Source organism: Nocardioides sp. BP30, assembly GCF_029873215.1.
Lineage (GTDB): Bacteria > Actinomycetota > Actinomycetes > Propionibacteriales > Nocardioidaceae > Nocardioides.
Window position 1 is genome coordinate 2,694,614 of sequence record NZ_CP123620.1, and the last position, 13,357, is coordinate 2,707,970.

Genomic DNA, 13,357 nt, shown 5'->3' on the forward strand with positions numbered 1-13,357 from the left:
CACCGAACGAAGGGAGCTTCCATGCCTGTCATCGCCGAGGCCACCGCCCAGGCGCGGCTGCTCGCCCGACGAGGCGCGAACGCCGCCGCCGTCGTCATCGGGGCGAGCTTCCACCCGTTCCGCACCGTGCGGGACGGCGCCACCGTGGTCAGGGGCCTGGTGAGTCCGCCGGCGGATCCGGTCCCCGGCGCCCCGACGGATGCCGCAGAGCAGCCCGCCTCACCCCCGTCCGCGACGTCGACCCCGCCGTCCGCGTCGACGAAGACCGGCAGCGCCAAGAAGCCGGCCGAGCCGAAGACCCCGCCGGGACCGGACATCGTGGCCAAGCCCGTCGCACCGCCGGCGCAGGAGGCGTCGAACGCGGTCGTCGGCGAGCAACAGGTCGACGACCGCCCGGTCGAGGCTCGCGGCCCCGTCCCGCACCTCCCGCCCCAGATCGCCGCCGAGATCGAGCGCGACTACGGCGACGACCTGCCCGGGATCACCGATGGCCCCGACCAGCCGCGGCTCACCGACGAGGAAGGCTGATCCTCAGCCAGTCCCCCAGCGCTCGGGCACTCAGGTCGACGAGGGTGAGCCAGTCCATGGCCCCCTCGTCGGCCTTGTCCGAGATGTGCTTGACGAGGCGCACGGGCACACCTGCCTGCCGACAGGCCCACGCGACCGCGTAGCCCTCCATGTCGACCAGGTCGGCTCGCTCGGCCAGGACGCCGCGGACCACCGGGTCGCTCACGAACACGTCGCCGGTCGCCAGGCGGAGCCCCTCCGCAGGCCCGACCTCGAGCCACTCCTGCGGGTCGTAGCCGAAGCCTCGCAGGACGTCGGCCGACAGATCGTGGTTGAGCACGGATCCGATCTCGTGCAGACCCTCGAGATGGTCGTGCAAGGCGCCGGCGGAGCCGATGTTGACCACGAGGTCGTACGCCGAACCGTCGGCCTCGGCCCGCGCCAGCTCCGAGGCGACGGCCGAGGCCGCCGCCACCTTCCCGACCCCTGTCACCAGCACCGGCAGGTGCGCAGGGACGTGGGCCGCCTCGGCCTTGGTGGCCGAGACCACGAGCGTCTTCATGGCGCCCAGGGTAAGGGCGCCTCGCCGGCGCGCCTCCTCGACGAGCTCGGCGTACGTCGCGTCGCGGGTCTCGGCTGAGCGCGCCTACTTCAGCTCGGCGCTGCTCAGCCCGAGCACCCGGCGCGCGACGATCAGCTGCTGGATCTGCTGAGTGCCCTCGAAGATGTCGAGGATCTTGGAGTCGCGCGACCACTTCTCCAGCAGCTCGGTCTCCGCATATCCCACCGACGAGCACAGCTCGACGCAGGACAGCGTGATGTCCGAACCGACCCGGCCGGCCTTCGCCTTCGCCATGGAGGCCTCCAACGAGTTCGGCCTGCGGTTGTCCGCCATCCACGCCGCCTGGAGCGTCAACAGGTAGGCACCCTCCCAGTCGGCCTCCATCTGCAGGAACTTCGCCGCGGCGGCGGACTGGAGCTGCGCCGGGCGGTCGTAGTCGACCACGATGCCCGCCGAGCCCAGCAGCTCACGGGTCAGGTCCAGGGAGGCGCGGGCGCAGCCGACAGCCATCGCCGCCACCAGCGGTCTGGTGTTGTCGAAGGTCGCCATCGCGCCGGCGAAGCCCTCGCTGGTGCTGACCTCGGGATTGCCGAGCAGGTTCTCGGCGGGCACCCGGCAGTCGGTGAAGGTGATCGTGGCGGTGTCGGAGGCCTTGATCCCGAGCTTGTGCTCGAGCCGCTCGACCTTCATGCCGGGGGTGCCCTTGGGCACCACGAAGGACTTGATCGCGGCGCGGCCCAAGGACTTGTCGAGCGTGGCCCACACCACCACGGCGTCGGACCGCTCCCCGGAGGTGACGAAGATCTTCTCGCCGTTGAGCACGTAATGGTCGCCGTCCCTGACGGCCGTGGTCGCGACCTGCGCCGAGTCGGACCCGAACGACGGCTCGGTGATCGCCATCGAGGCCCACACGCCCTTGAAGCGCTCGGCCTGCTCGTCATTGGCGACCGAGGCGATGGCCGAGTTCCCGAGCCCCTGTCGCGGCATCGAGAGCAGCAGGCCGACGTCTCCCCAGCACATCTCGGCGATCGTCATCACCGAGGCGAGGTTGGAGCCGTTCTTCACGCGGCCGTCGTCGGCCGCCTCCTCGCGCCGTACGCCGGCGGCGCCGGCACCCTCGCCGGCACCCGACTCCGCCAGGCCGTCGGCCATCGCCGCCAGCATGTCGAGCTCCTTGGGATAGGCGTGCTCGGCCTTGTCGTACTTGCGGCTGATCGGCCGCAGCATGTTCATCGCGACCTGATGCACCTGGTCGCGCAGCGGACGGAACTTCTTCGGGTCCTCCAGGTTGATCGCCATCAGACGAGCACCGTGCCTTCCATGATCCCGATGGCCCGCAGATCGCGGTACCACCGCTCGACGGGGTGTTCCTTGGTGAACCCGTGGCCACCGAGCAGCTGCACGCCGTCCAGGCCGATCTGCATCGCCTTGTCGGCGCACAGCTTGCGGGCGAGCGCGATCTCGCGGGCGGCGTCGATCCCCTGAGCCACCTGCGAGGCGGCCTTGTAGGTCACCAGTCGCATCGCCTGGAGCTCGATGGCCATGTTCGCGACGGCGAAGGCGACGGCCTGCCGGTGCGCGATGGGCTCGCCGAACGCCTCCCGCTCCTTCACGTACGGAGTCACGTAGTCCAGCACGGCCTGTGCGGTGCCGACAGCGAGCGCGCACCAGCCGAGCCGCGCCAGCCGGACGCACTCGGCGTACGTCGTCCCGTCCGTGGCACCCAGGACGGCGTCGGCTCCGACCCGCACGTCGGTGAGCACCAGCCGGGTCAGGCCGGCGGCGCGCACCCCCATCGCCGGGTCGCCTTCGATGCTCAGGCCCGCTGCCGAGGATTCGACCAGGAACAGGACCGGCTTGCCCTCCAGCGACGCCGCGACCACGAACAGCTCCGCATCGCCGCCGCGCGCGACGAGCGACTTCTCCCCCGTGATGACGAAGTCGTTGCCCTGCCGCACGGCCGTGGTGGCCGGCGCGAGGACGTCGAAGAGCACTCTCGGCTCGTTGAGCGCCAGGCTCGCGGCCGGAACGCCGTGCTCCGCGTCCGGCTCGGTGAAGGCGGGCAGGTAGGTCTGCTGCTGCTCCTCGGTCCCCCACAGGCCGAGTGCGGTGGCGACGGCACCGGGCGCGAGCACGGCCACCGCCAGGCCCAGGTCCCCCTTGGCCAGCGCCTCGGCCACGAGCGTGCCCGCCGTGGCCGACCGGGTCTCGGAGATCCCGCCGAGCTCCTCGGGCACGCCGAGGATGGGCACCCCGATCTCGAGGCTGGCCTTGAGCACGTCGTCGGGCGCCGCGCAGGCCTCGTCGGCGTCGTGCGCGGCAGGCCGCAGGACCTCGGCGGCGTACTCGCCGACGACGTCCACGAGCATCTGCTCGTCCTCGGTGGGCGTCAGGTCGAAGACTCCCCGCGGAGCTGCGCTCGGGGCGCGGACGCCCGCCTTGTCGCGACTGCCGACCCGCTTGAACGTGCGGCCCGCGTTGGTGGCGGCGCGGAAGCCGCCCCGGGTGACGGTGAACACCCCTCGCTCGGTCTGGCGCCGCACGCCCCAGCGGTCGAGGAGGTCACTCTGGGCGAGCCGGTTGAGGCCGGCGACAGCGAGGCCGATCGGGTCTCGGGACTCGGTGGACGGCACGCCGTGCCGACCGCCGCCCTTGAGGATCTGGAGGAGGGACATGACGTCACTGTAACTCGCAGTTACACCTTGGTCCATGGGCTCCCTCGTGCTGCGGCTCACATCGGCGCGGCCGATAGGCTTCTCGGTGTGAACGACTCCGCCGCAGCCGCCGACGAACGGGTGCACGCGCCGTACGGCCCGCTCCCCGCCGGCGGCACCGTCCGCCCTATGACCCGGTGGGGTACGCCGGTCATGCACCGCCCCGCGCAGCAGGTGGCGGTCTTCGATGACGCGCTGCGCGCCCTGGCCGCCGACATGGTCGCGACGATGTACGCCGCCGACGGGGTGGGTCTGGCCGGGTGCCAGATCGGCGAGGACCTCGCGATCTTCGTCTTCGACTGCCCCGACGCCTCGGGCGATCGGACCGTCGGCGTCGTCTGCAACCCCGTGCTCACGCTTCCCGAGGGCCGCGACCGGGTGCTCGACGAGGACCAGGAGGGCTGCCTGTCCTTCCCCGGCGCGTTCGTCGACTGCGCCCGGCCCGACTTCGCCGCCGTTGACGGTCTCGGGCTGGACGGCGAGCCGGTCCACTTCGAGGGCGACGGCCTGCTCGCGCGCTGCCTGCAGCACGAGACCGACCACACTCTCGGCACGGTCTTCGGGGACCGGATCGGGGACAAGGCGCGCAAGCGGCTGCAGAAGCAGCACGACAAGGCGGCCAAGGACTTCCCGCCCGACTGGCCCGCCTGAGCGGCGGGCGGCGATGGCACAGCTGATCGAGATCACCGCTGCCGACGACCCCCGGCTCGCCGACTACCGCGACCTGCGCGACGTCGAGCTGCGCAAGTCGATCGAGGCCGAGGAGGGCCTGTTCCTGGCCGAGGGCGAGAAGGTCGTACGCCGGGCGGCGGCCGCCGGCTTCGAGGCTCGCTCGTTCCTGATGGCGCCGCGCTGGCTGGACGGTCTGAACGAGGTGCTCTCCGCCTCTCCCGCTCCCTGCTACGTGGTCTCGGAGAAGCTGGCCGAGGAGGTCACCGGCTTCCACGTCCACCGCGGCGCGCTCGCCTCGATGCGGCGTCGTCCGCTGCCCACCGTGGCGTCGGTGCTGGCCGGCGCACGCTCGGTGCTCGTGCTCGAGGACATCGTCGACCACACCAATGTCGGGGCGATCTTCCGCTGCGGCGCTGCGCTCGGGTTCGACGCCGTGCTGCTCGCGCCGAGGTGCGCGGACCCGCTCTACCGACGCTCGATCAAGGTGGCGATGGGCACCGTCTTCTCCGTTCCGTGGACCCGGCTGGACGACTGGTACGACGCGCTGCCGATGCTCGGCGCGGCCGGCTTCACCACCATCGCCCTGACCCTGGCCGCGGACTCGGTGGCGATCGAGGAGGCGGTGACCGGCGTCGACAGGGTCGCGCTCGTCCTCGGCTCGGAGGGTCATGGCCTCTCCGAGCGCTGGGAGCGCACGGCCGACCGCCGCGCGATCATCCCGATGCACGCCGGTGTCGACTCCCTCAACGTCGCGGCCGCCACCGCTGTGGCCTGCTACGTGACCGCTCGCCGGTGACCCGGTGCCGCCGGCCGAGATGCTCGGCGAGAGGCGACGTCAGAAGGCGTCGGGGTGGGCGACCCGCACGACCTCGCCGACCACGATGATCGCCGGCGGTCGGACGGCCTCGCGCTGCAGCACCTCGCCGAGGGTGCCGAGGGTGGCGAGCACGGTCCGCTCGGTGGGCATCGAGCCGTCGCAGACCACTGCCACCGGCGTGGCCGCGTCCCGGCCACCGGCCAGCAGCACCGAGGCGATGGCCGGAGCGTTCTCGACCGCCATCATCAGCACCAGGGTGCCGGTGAGCTGCGCCACCGCCGTCCAGTTGGTCAGCGACTCCGGGTGCCCGGGCGGCAGGTGCCCGGAGATGACGGTGAACTCGTGGGTCACGCCACGGTGCGTCACCGGCACGCCCGCCAGACCCGGCACCGAGACCGGCGAGGTGAGTCCGGGGATCACGGTGACGGAGACGCCGGCCTCGCGACAGGCGATGATCTCCTCGTAGCCGCGGCCGAAGACGAAGTTGTCGCCGCCCTTGAAGCGGGCGACGCGCTTGCCGGCGAGCGCCTGCTCCACGATGACCTGGTTGATCGTCTCCTGCGTGGCCGAGCGGCCGCGCGGCAGCTTCGCCACGTCGATCAGCTCGACGTCGGCCGGCAGCTCGGCGAGCAGCTCGCGCGGCGCCAGGCGGTCCGCGACCACCACGTCCGCCTCCATGAGGGCCTTGCGGCCCGCCACCGTGATCAGCTCCGGGTCGCCGGGTCCCCCGCCGACCAGCGTGACGCCCGGCGTGTGGTGGGCCGCGGTGCGGGCGGCGATCCGGCCCTCGCGCATGCCTTCCACCACCGCGTCCCGCAGGGCGGCCGAGCGGCGGGGCTCGCGGTTGCTCAGCACGGCGACGGTGACTCCGTCGTGCCGGCCGACCGCTGGCGTCCAGGCCGTGGCCCGGCTGGCGTCGTCGGAGCGGACGCAGAAGATCCGGCGCTCCTCCGCCGCGCGAGCCACCGCCTCGTTGACCTCCGCGGAGTCGGTGGCGGCGAGCGCGTACCAGGCGTTGTCCAGGTCGCCCTCCGCGAAGCGACGTCGCACCCAGGTGATCTCCGGGCCCAGGCCCTCGATCGCCGGCGTGACCTCGGGCGAGACGAGCACGACGTCCGCACCGGCCGCGATCAGCGTCGGCACCCGCCGCTGAGCGACGTGACCACCGCCCACCACCACCACCCGGCGACCGTGCAGCAGCAGCCCGACCGGGTAGGGCGTGAGCAGGTCGGCGACGGCCGGGTCGGCCGGCTCGGAAGCGGCCGGGTCGGTGGCAGCAGGCGCCGGGGTGTTCTCGTCCACGGCGCCATTGTCGCGTGCCGCGGCGTACCCACCCGCACGCGGGCTCGCAGAACGGACTAGGTTCGTGATCGACACGACGAACCGGTAAGACCCCCAGGAGGAACCATGTCGCTCGACCGTCCCGTGACCCCTGACCCCTACCCGCTGCTGCCGGCCGCCCCGGGCTTCGAGGTGACCAGCGCGGACGTCGTCGAGGGCGAGCCACTCAAGGACGACCAGGTGGCCGAGTTCGGCAACACCTCCCCGCAGCTGTCGTGGAGCGGAGCCCCCGAGGGCACCAAGAGCTATACCGTGACCTGCTTCGACCCGGACGCGCCGACCCCGAGCGGCTTCTGGCACTGGGTGCTGGTGGACCTGCCGGCCGACGTGACAAGTCTCCCGGCCGGCATCGGCGCCGCCGACGCCGACCTGCCCGGCAACGCCTTCATGTGCCGCAACGACATGGGCGAGAAGGCGTTCGTCGGCGCCGCTCCGCCGGCCGGCGACCAGGTCCACCGCTACTTCTTCGTCGTACACGCCGTCACCGAGGACACCCTCGGCGTCGACAGCGACGCGACCCCGGCGGTGGTCAGCTTCAACCTGGCCTTCAAGACGGCCGGGCGGGCGATCCTGCACGGCACCTACCGGCACTGAGAGCGGCTGCGCCGGGGCCTGTCGCTCACCGCGCCGCCCGCTCCTGACCGATAGAGTCGCGGCACCATGACCGATCTCCCCCGTCGCGTCACCTACGTGCTGCCCGTCTTCAACGAGGCGGACATCGTCGCCGTGTTCCACGACGCCCTCGTGACAGCGACCGACGAGCGGCCCGACCTGGCCTTCGAGTTCGTCTACGTCGACGACGGATCCCAGGACGGGTCGCTCGATCGGCTGCTGAGCCTGCGCGAGAAGGACGAGCGGGTGACGGTGCTCAGCCTTGCCCGCAACTTCGGCCACCAGCTCGCCGTGACCGCCGGCATCGACGCCGCGCACGCCGCCGAGGCCGATGCGGTGATCGTGATGGACACCGACCTCCAGGATCCGCCGGCGGTCAGCCTCGAGCTGCTGCAGCGCTGGGAGGCGGGCGCGGACGTCGTCTACGCCCAGCGTCGCTCCCGGCAGGACACCCGCTTCAAGCGCGGTACGGCGGCCGGGTTCTACTGGCTGCTCGACCGACTCGCCGAGACTCCCATCCCGCGCAACGTCGGCGACTTCCGCCTGATGGACCGCCGCGTGGTCGGCGAGGTGGCCAAGTACCGCGAGCACAACCGCTTCCTGCGCGGGATCGTCGCCCAGGTCGGGTTCCGCCAGGAGGCGGTGCTCTTCGATCGCGACGAGCGACTCGCCGGGCAGTCCAAGTACCCGTTGAGCAAGATGCTCCGCCTGGCCGGCGACGGGATCATGGGCTTCTCCACCCAGCCCCTGCGGCTGATCTCCCACCTCGGCCTGCTGATCTCCGGCCTCTCGCTGGTCGGCATCGTCTACGTCCTCGGCGTGCGGCTGCTCGACGCCGACGACTCGGTGCCCGGGTGGGCGTTCCTGGCCGTCGCGATGTTCTTCCTCGGAGGCGTGCAGCTCATCGTGCTGGGCGTGATCGGGAGCTACGTGGGCCGGACCTACGTCGAGGTGCTCGACCGGCCGCTGTACTCGGTGGCCCTGGCCGCCCGCGGGACCGCTGGAACATCGCAGCCGACCTCCGGGCATGACCTGAGCCGCGGTGCGCCGTTGTCACCACGCGACCCCCACCAGGAGGACCTCTAGCATGACCGAGCCCGGCGCTCGCCCGACCGTGTGCATCATGATCCCGGCCTACAACGAGGAGGAGTCACTACCCGTCCTGATGCCGCGGCTGACAGCGCTGGCGGACTCCCTGACCGGTTACGACTTCACGTTCTTCTTCGTCGACGACGGCAGCAGCGACAACACCCTGGAGGAGATCGCGCGCTTCGCCGAGCACGAGCCGCGCGCTGCGTACCTGAGCCTGTCGCGCAACTTCGGCAAGGAGATCGCGATGGCGGCCGGCATCGACCACGTCGACGCCGACGCGATGGTGATCATCGATGCCGACCTGCAGGACCCACCCGAGCTGATCGGTCAGATGCTCGAGGCCTGGCACGAGGGGTACGACGACGTCTACGCGCGCCGCGCCGCCCGCCGGGGCGAGACCTGGTTCAAGAAGACCACGTCGCGGATCTTCTACCGGATGCTCCAGCGCACCACCCGCGTGCCGATCCAGCGTGACACCGGTGACTTCCGGTTGCTGTCCCGGCGCGCGCTGGAGGCGCTGCGGCGCTTCCGCGAGTCCGAGCGCTACACCAAGGGGATGTTCAGCCTGGTGGGCTTCCGGAAGAAGGAGATCCTCTTCGACCGGGATCCGCGGGCGGCCGGCACCACCAAGTGGCGGATCAGCAACCTCGTCGATCTCGCCATCGAGGGCGTGACCTCCTTCACCACCGCCCCGCTGCGGATCTCGACGTACGTCGGCATGGTGGTCTCGCTGTTCGCCTTCATCTACCTGCTCATCATCCTGGTACGCACCATCTTCGGCATCTCCCACCTCAGCGGCTATCCCTCACTGATGGCGGTGATCCTCTTCCTCGGCGGCGTGCAGCTGCTGTCCCTGGGCGTGATCGGCGAGTACGTCGGCCGGACGTTCCTGGAGTCCAAGCAGCGCCCGCTCTACTTCGTCTCGCTCTTCCACGCCAGCAACGACGCCGTGAACCTCGGCGTCAGGAACCGGCCGCAGGAGCGGCGCCAGGCGCGGTGACGGCGTTGAGGGCCCCGTCCGTGACGCCGCCGGGACATCGGTCGTTGAGGGGCCGGGGCCGCGCCAACTCGTCATCTTCGCGCGCGTCGGGGACCATGTCCCTCGGATCGCCACCCCGCACCCGCCAACCCCGCTACCTGAGTGGAGCCCCCGCATGCGTCGCACCCCTGGCCCCCGCCCCGGACTCGCGCTCGCGCTGAGCCTGTCCCTGGCCGCCACCACGGGCGTCCTCGCCACCGCCGGTGCCGCCACCGCGGCGCCCGCTCCGGCCGGGGTGGTGCTGACACCGGGGACGACGTACTCGACGAGCACCAACACCCACGCCCAGTCCATCGCGATCCCGGTCCCCGACGGGCTCACGCCCCACCAGGTCACCGGCACGCTGGCCTTCGACAACGACGCCAGCGGCACCGTGCAGATCCTGGCCCACCACGAGGTCGTCGCGACGGTGAAGAAGCAGGCCTCGACGGCGTCCGCACCGGTCACGGTCCCGGTGAGCGCACGCGACGTCAGCAACGGCGCCATCTCCCTGCAGCTCCGCTACCTCGCCGGCACCCTGACCGATCCGAAGCTGTCCTGCGTCCAGTCGAACAACGGCAACGTGCAGCTGACCTCCGTCAGGGTCGACGCCAGCGGTACGGCGAAGGCGCCGACCACGCTGGCCTCCTTCTTCAGCGCGGGCGTCACCGCCGTCTCGATCGTGGTGCCGTCGGCCGGATCCGCCGACCTCCAGGCCGCGGGCCTGTCGGCCGAGGCGGCGGTGGTGCACCGCTACAGCAGCGCCGACGTCACCGTGACCACGCCGGACGACGCCGGCCGGGCGGCGGCTGTCACGCCGGCCGAGGGCCGGATCGTGAAGCTGGTCGGCGGCAGCGGTGAGGTCCGGACCAGCATCTCCGCGACCGGCGGCGTCCCGACCCTGACCCTCACCGGCGATCCGAGTCGCCTGGCCGACGCCGCGGCGGCCCTGGGCTCGGCCAACCTGGTCCTGGGCGACACCACCACCGCCAGCCGGCTCGGCCAGAGTGGCGTGCCGAGCGGCCGCACCTCCGAGACCTTCGCCGACCTCGGACAGTCGGCCCCGGCGCTGCAGGGCTTGGGCGAGTCCGACTTCGCTGTGACGGTCAAGCAGTCCGACTTCGGCGCCTCTGTCCGCCAGATGAAGGTGCATCTGGTCGGTCGTTACGCCCAGCTGCCGAGCTCGCTCCAGGCGGTGCTCACCTACAGCTGGAACGGTCAGCTCATCGGCTCGCAGGTCCTGAGCAACGCCAACACCGCGATCGACCAGACGCTCACCGTGCCGGCCACCCAGCTCACCTTCTCCAACAGCCTGCAGGTCCAGCTCAACGCGGTGCCGAGCGGCTCGGGCGGCTCCGGCGGCTCGGCAGGTTCCAGCGGCTCGAGCGGTTCGGCCTTCGGCTGCGGCGGCCCGGTGGACTACCTGCCGATCAAGGTGACCTTCGACGGCCTGGCCTCCACCGTCACCGCTGTGCGCGGGCAGAGCACCGACCCCGGCTTCGCCCGTTTCCCGCAGACACTCGGCAACGTGCTCACCACCGCGTTCGGCGCCCAGGCGACGGCCGACGACCTGACCAACGCCGCCGGCGTCCTGCAGGCGCTGCAGCAGCTCAACTCCGACCAGCTGAGCATCAACCTGGTCAGCCCCTCCCGCCTGGTGGGGACCTCGGCGTCCGGGCTCCTCGTCGGCGCCACCGCGCAGCAGGTCGATGACCTCCAGGCGCCGCTGCGGATGGACGAGTTCCGGTCGATCGACCAGCAGAACGTCCACTTCGGCGTGGGCGTCACCGACCCGTACGCCGCGTTCCAGGCCTTCCACCAGAACGGCCGCGACCTGCTGGTGCTCTCATCGTGGAGCCCGCAGGGCGCCGACCAGACCACCGGCCGCGCGCTCCAGTCCGCCCTCGTCGACGACCTGGTCACCGCGAAGGGCGACTGGTACGGCCTCTCCGGCGACCTGATCGTGCGGCAGAGCACCGACGGCGAGAACGTATCGCTGGACAGCAACTCGGTCGTCCCCCAGGCGGCGAAGGTGCATCACCTCGCCACCTACGTGTGGTGGATCATCGCGTTCGTCGGGCTGCTGGTCCTGCTCCTGCTCGCGCAGTGGATCTCCGGGCGCCGGCTGCGCAAGCGTGCCCGCCAGCTCGTCGACGCGCAGGAGGAGGCGGACGCCCAGGCGAGCGCGCAGGCGGTCGCCGAGGCGCAGGCCGAGGCGGACCGCGCCGTACCGGGCCCGACCACCGACCCGGGCCACGTCAGCGATCCGCGCCACCACCACCGCGCCGCCGACCAGGACGAGCCCGGTGACGGCAGCCACCACTGACGCCGGCCTGATCGGCGCGCCGGCCGAGACCCCTCGCGGGCTCCTCGGCCGGCTGCTGGCGCTCTGGGCGAGCCTGGACGCACCGGTGCTCGGCCGTCGGGTGCCGGGGACGGGCGTCGTGACCCTCGCCGCCGCGCTGTTGATGACAGCGGTGTCGGTCTACACCGTCCATCAGGGCGCCGCGATGTGGTACTCCGACGCGTTGTCGCACCTGACCATCGCGCGCCGCATCTTCGACGACAAGGCGCCGGGCTTCCAGCAGCTCGGCACGGTGTGGCTGCCGGTGCCACACCTGATGCTGATCCCGTTCGTCGCCGACCTGGCGATGTGGCGCACGGGCTGGTCGGCGGCACTGCTGGGCATCTTCTGCCTGGCCGGCACCAGCGCGGCGATGTACCGCACCGCCGCGCGGCTGGGCCTGCGCCGGACCGGCCGGCTGCTGACGTTGCTGGTGCTGTGGGCCAACGTGTCGTTCCTCTACGCACACACCACCGCCCTGACCGAGCCGGTGCTCTTCTTGACGATGTCGAGCTGCGTGGCCGGCATGACGCACTGGGCCACGGCCCGGCGGCCGCTCAGCGGCGGCGAGCTCGCCGTGTACGCCGGCGTACCCGGGGCCGGTGCGGTGCTCTCGCGCTACGAGGGCTGGGTGCTGGTGATGAGCATGTCGCTGTTCATCGTCGTGGTGGAGTGGCGCCGCAGCCGCACCCGGTTCCCGAACACCTACCGGCTGCTGCGCTTCATCGTGCTGCGGCGGGTGCTGCCGGCCGTGCTGCCGCCGGTCATCGCGATCGGCTGGTGGCTGGCCTACAACTACGCGATCTACCGCGATCCGCTGGAGTTCATGTTCGGGCAGTACTCCGCCTACGCGCAGCAGAAGTCGATCAGCACCTACGGCACGCTGACCACCAAGGGTCACCTCGGCGTCAGTCTGTACGTCTACGACTGGTCGATGGTGCAGACGCTGGGCATCGCGGCCATCGTGATCGGCACCCTGGGGTTCCTGCTGGTCGTCGCCACCCGCGGGCTGGACACCGTCACGCTCGTGCTGGGCGTGCTGTTCGGCACCTACGTCTTCGAGGTGGCGGCGCTCTACCTCGGCATGTCGGTGATGAACAACTCGCACTCGCTGCCCAAGGGCCTGTTCAACGTCAGGTACGGCATCCAGCCGATCCTCTTCTGCGCCCTGGGGACGGGCTTCGCCGTGGAGCTGCTGCGGCGCTGGACGCGGCGATTCCTGCCCGCCCTGGTGATCCCCTACGTCGCGGTCTTCGCGCTGGCGGCGCAGGCGGGCTGGTGGCTGGAGGACCCGGTCGCCCACAACTCGCTGATCGGCGAGGGCGCCTACAACAACGACACCCGGCCCGATGCCGCGGCGGAGTACCTGCGCGAGCACTACCGCGGCGGCGGCATCCTGATGGACGAGTCCGGCGCCAGCAACGGCATCATCCCGCTGGTCGGCGTGCGGATCAGCGAGTACTGGAACCGCTCGACGGGCGACTCCTTCGCCACCGCCCTCGCCTCCCCCGCCAGTCACGCGCGCTGGCTGTTCGTCAACACCTCCAGCACCGGCGGCATGAACCTCGACGGCATGGACGCCGTCTACGCCGACATGATCGAGCACCCCGAGCTGTTCACCGCCTACTCCCGCGTCTTCGTGCAGGGCGAGCACGCTGTCTACGAGAGGGCGTGGTGA

12 protein-coding genes are annotated in these 13,357 nt (G+C 71.5%); 8 read left to right on the forward strand and 4 right to left on the reverse strand.

From position 1 onward, the window contains the following. Positions 1-21 precede the first annotated feature (21 nt). Complete coding sequence (locus P5P86_RS12775; RefSeq protein WP_280607820.1) at positions 22-528, forward strand: hypothetical protein; 507 nt, start codon at positions 22-24, stop codon at positions 526-528. On the opposite strand, the gene P5P86_RS12780 is transcribed toward P5P86_RS12775, so the two are convergent. From P5P86_RS12780 to P5P86_RS12790, 3 genes are all read right to left on the reverse strand, one after another. Beyond that, positions 509-1,069, reverse strand: a complete 561-nt coding sequence (locus P5P86_RS12780) for a nucleosidase (protein WP_280607821.1) — start codon at positions 1,067-1,069, stop codon at positions 509-511. The genes P5P86_RS12775 and P5P86_RS12780 overlap by 20 nt on opposite strands. An 84-nt stretch (positions 1,070-1,153) precedes the next feature. Then, positions 1,154-2,368, reverse strand: a complete 1,215-nt coding sequence (locus P5P86_RS12785) for an acyl-CoA dehydrogenase family protein (RefSeq protein WP_280607822.1) — start codon at positions 2,366-2,368, stop codon at positions 1,154-1,156. Next, positions 2,368-3,744 carry an acyl-CoA dehydrogenase family protein gene (locus tag P5P86_RS12790; RefSeq protein WP_280607823.1) on the reverse strand — a complete coding sequence of 459 codons (1,377 nt, stop codon included), beginning with the start codon at positions 3,742-3,744 and terminating at the stop codon, positions 2,368-2,370. The genes P5P86_RS12785 and P5P86_RS12790 overlap by 1 nt, the downstream gene beginning before the upstream one ends. An 87-nt stretch (positions 3,745-3,831) precedes the next feature. Here P5P86_RS12790 and def point away from each other — a divergent pair, with 87 nt between their 5' ends. Both def and P5P86_RS12800 read left to right on the forward strand, forming a co-directional pair. Continuing rightward, the gene (gene def / locus P5P86_RS12795; protein WP_280607824.1) at positions 3,832-4,434 is read left to right on the forward strand and encodes a peptide deformylase; all 603 of its coding nucleotides are present in this window, start codon (positions 3,832-3,834) and stop codon (positions 4,432-4,434) included. Between the two features lie 13 nt (positions 4,435-4,447). After that, positions 4,448-5,251: a TrmH family RNA methyltransferase gene (locus tag P5P86_RS12800; protein ID WP_280607825.1), complete on the forward strand. Its 804-nt coding sequence runs from the start codon at positions 4,448-4,450 to the stop codon at positions 5,249-5,251. A 39-nt stretch (positions 5,252-5,290) separates the two neighbouring features. Here the strand turns inward: P5P86_RS12800 and cobA are convergent, their stop codons facing one another. Continuing rightward, complete coding sequence (gene cobA, locus P5P86_RS12805) at positions 5,291-6,574, reverse strand: uroporphyrinogen-III C-methyltransferase (RefSeq protein WP_280607826.1); 1,284 nt, start codon at positions 6,572-6,574, stop codon at positions 5,291-5,293. Positions 6,575-6,679: 105 nt separating this feature from the next. Between cobA and P5P86_RS12810 the strand changes: the two genes are divergently transcribed. The 5 genes from P5P86_RS12810 to P5P86_RS12830 all read left to right on the forward strand — a co-directional run bounded on the left by P5P86_RS12810 (position 6,680) and on the right by P5P86_RS12830 (position 13,357). Then, positions 6,680-7,207: a YbhB/YbcL family Raf kinase inhibitor-like protein gene (locus tag P5P86_RS12810; RefSeq protein ID WP_280607827.1), complete on the forward strand. Its 528-nt coding sequence runs from the start codon at positions 6,680-6,682 to the stop codon at positions 7,205-7,207. A gap of 66 nt (positions 7,208-7,273) precedes the next feature. Beyond that, positions 7,274-8,311 carry a glycosyltransferase family 2 protein gene (locus P5P86_RS12815; RefSeq protein WP_280607828.1) on the forward strand — a complete coding sequence of 346 codons (1,038 nt, stop codon included), beginning with the start codon at positions 7,274-7,276 and terminating at the stop codon, positions 8,309-8,311. A gap of 1 nt (position 8,312) precedes the next feature. Beyond that, positions 8,313-9,317, forward strand: a complete 1,005-nt coding sequence (locus tag P5P86_RS12820; protein ID WP_280607829.1) for a glycosyltransferase family 2 protein — start codon at positions 8,313-8,315, stop codon at positions 9,315-9,317. 154 nt (positions 9,318-9,471) lie between these two features. Beyond that, a complete protein-coding gene (locus P5P86_RS12825; RefSeq protein WP_280607830.1) occupies positions 9,472-11,661 on the forward strand; it encodes a hypothetical protein in 2,190 nt (729 codons plus the stop codon). After that, positions 11,642-13,357: a hypothetical protein gene (locus P5P86_RS12830; protein ID WP_280607831.1), complete on the forward strand. Its 1,716-nt coding sequence runs from the start codon at positions 11,642-11,644 to the stop codon at positions 13,355-13,357. The genes P5P86_RS12825 and P5P86_RS12830 overlap by 20 nt, the downstream gene beginning before the upstream one ends.

What these genes read in the sequence shown, in the direction of transcription:
- P5P86_RS12800 (WP_280607825.1), top strand. Translation starts at nt 4,448, where the DNA reads ATGGCACAGCTGATCGAGATCACCGCTGCCGACGACCCCCGGCTCGCC.
- P5P86_RS12775 (WP_280607820.1), top strand. Translation starts at nt 22, where the DNA reads ATGCCTGTCATCGCCGAGGCCACCGCCCAGGCGCGGCTGCTCGCCCGA.
- P5P86_RS12785 (WP_280607822.1), bottom strand. Translation starts at nt 2,368, where the DNA reads ATGGCGATCAACCTGGAGGACCCGAAGAAGTTCCGTCCGCTGCGCGAC.
- P5P86_RS12825 (WP_280607830.1), top strand. Translation starts at nt 9,472, where the DNA reads ATGCGTCGCACCCCTGGCCCCCGCCCCGGACTCGCGCTCGCGCTGAGC.
- P5P86_RS12790 (WP_280607823.1), bottom strand. Translation starts at nt 3,744, where the DNA reads ATGTCCCTCCTCCAGATCCTCAAGGGCGGCGGTCGGCACGGCGTGCCG.
- P5P86_RS12820 (WP_280607829.1), top strand. Translation starts at nt 8,313, where the DNA reads ATGACCGAGCCCGGCGCTCGCCCGACCGTGTGCATCATGATCCCGGCC.
- P5P86_RS12815 (WP_280607828.1), top strand. Translation starts at nt 7,274, where the DNA reads ATGACCGATCTCCCCCGTCGCGTCACCTACGTGCTGCCCGTCTTCAAC.
- P5P86_RS12810 (WP_280607827.1), top strand. Translation starts at nt 6,680, where the DNA reads ATGTCGCTCGACCGTCCCGTGACCCCTGACCCCTACCCGCTGCTGCCG.
- P5P86_RS12780 (WP_280607821.1), bottom strand. Translation starts at nt 1,069, where the DNA reads ATGAAGACGCTCGTGGTCTCGGCCACCAAGGCCGAGGCGGCCCACGTC.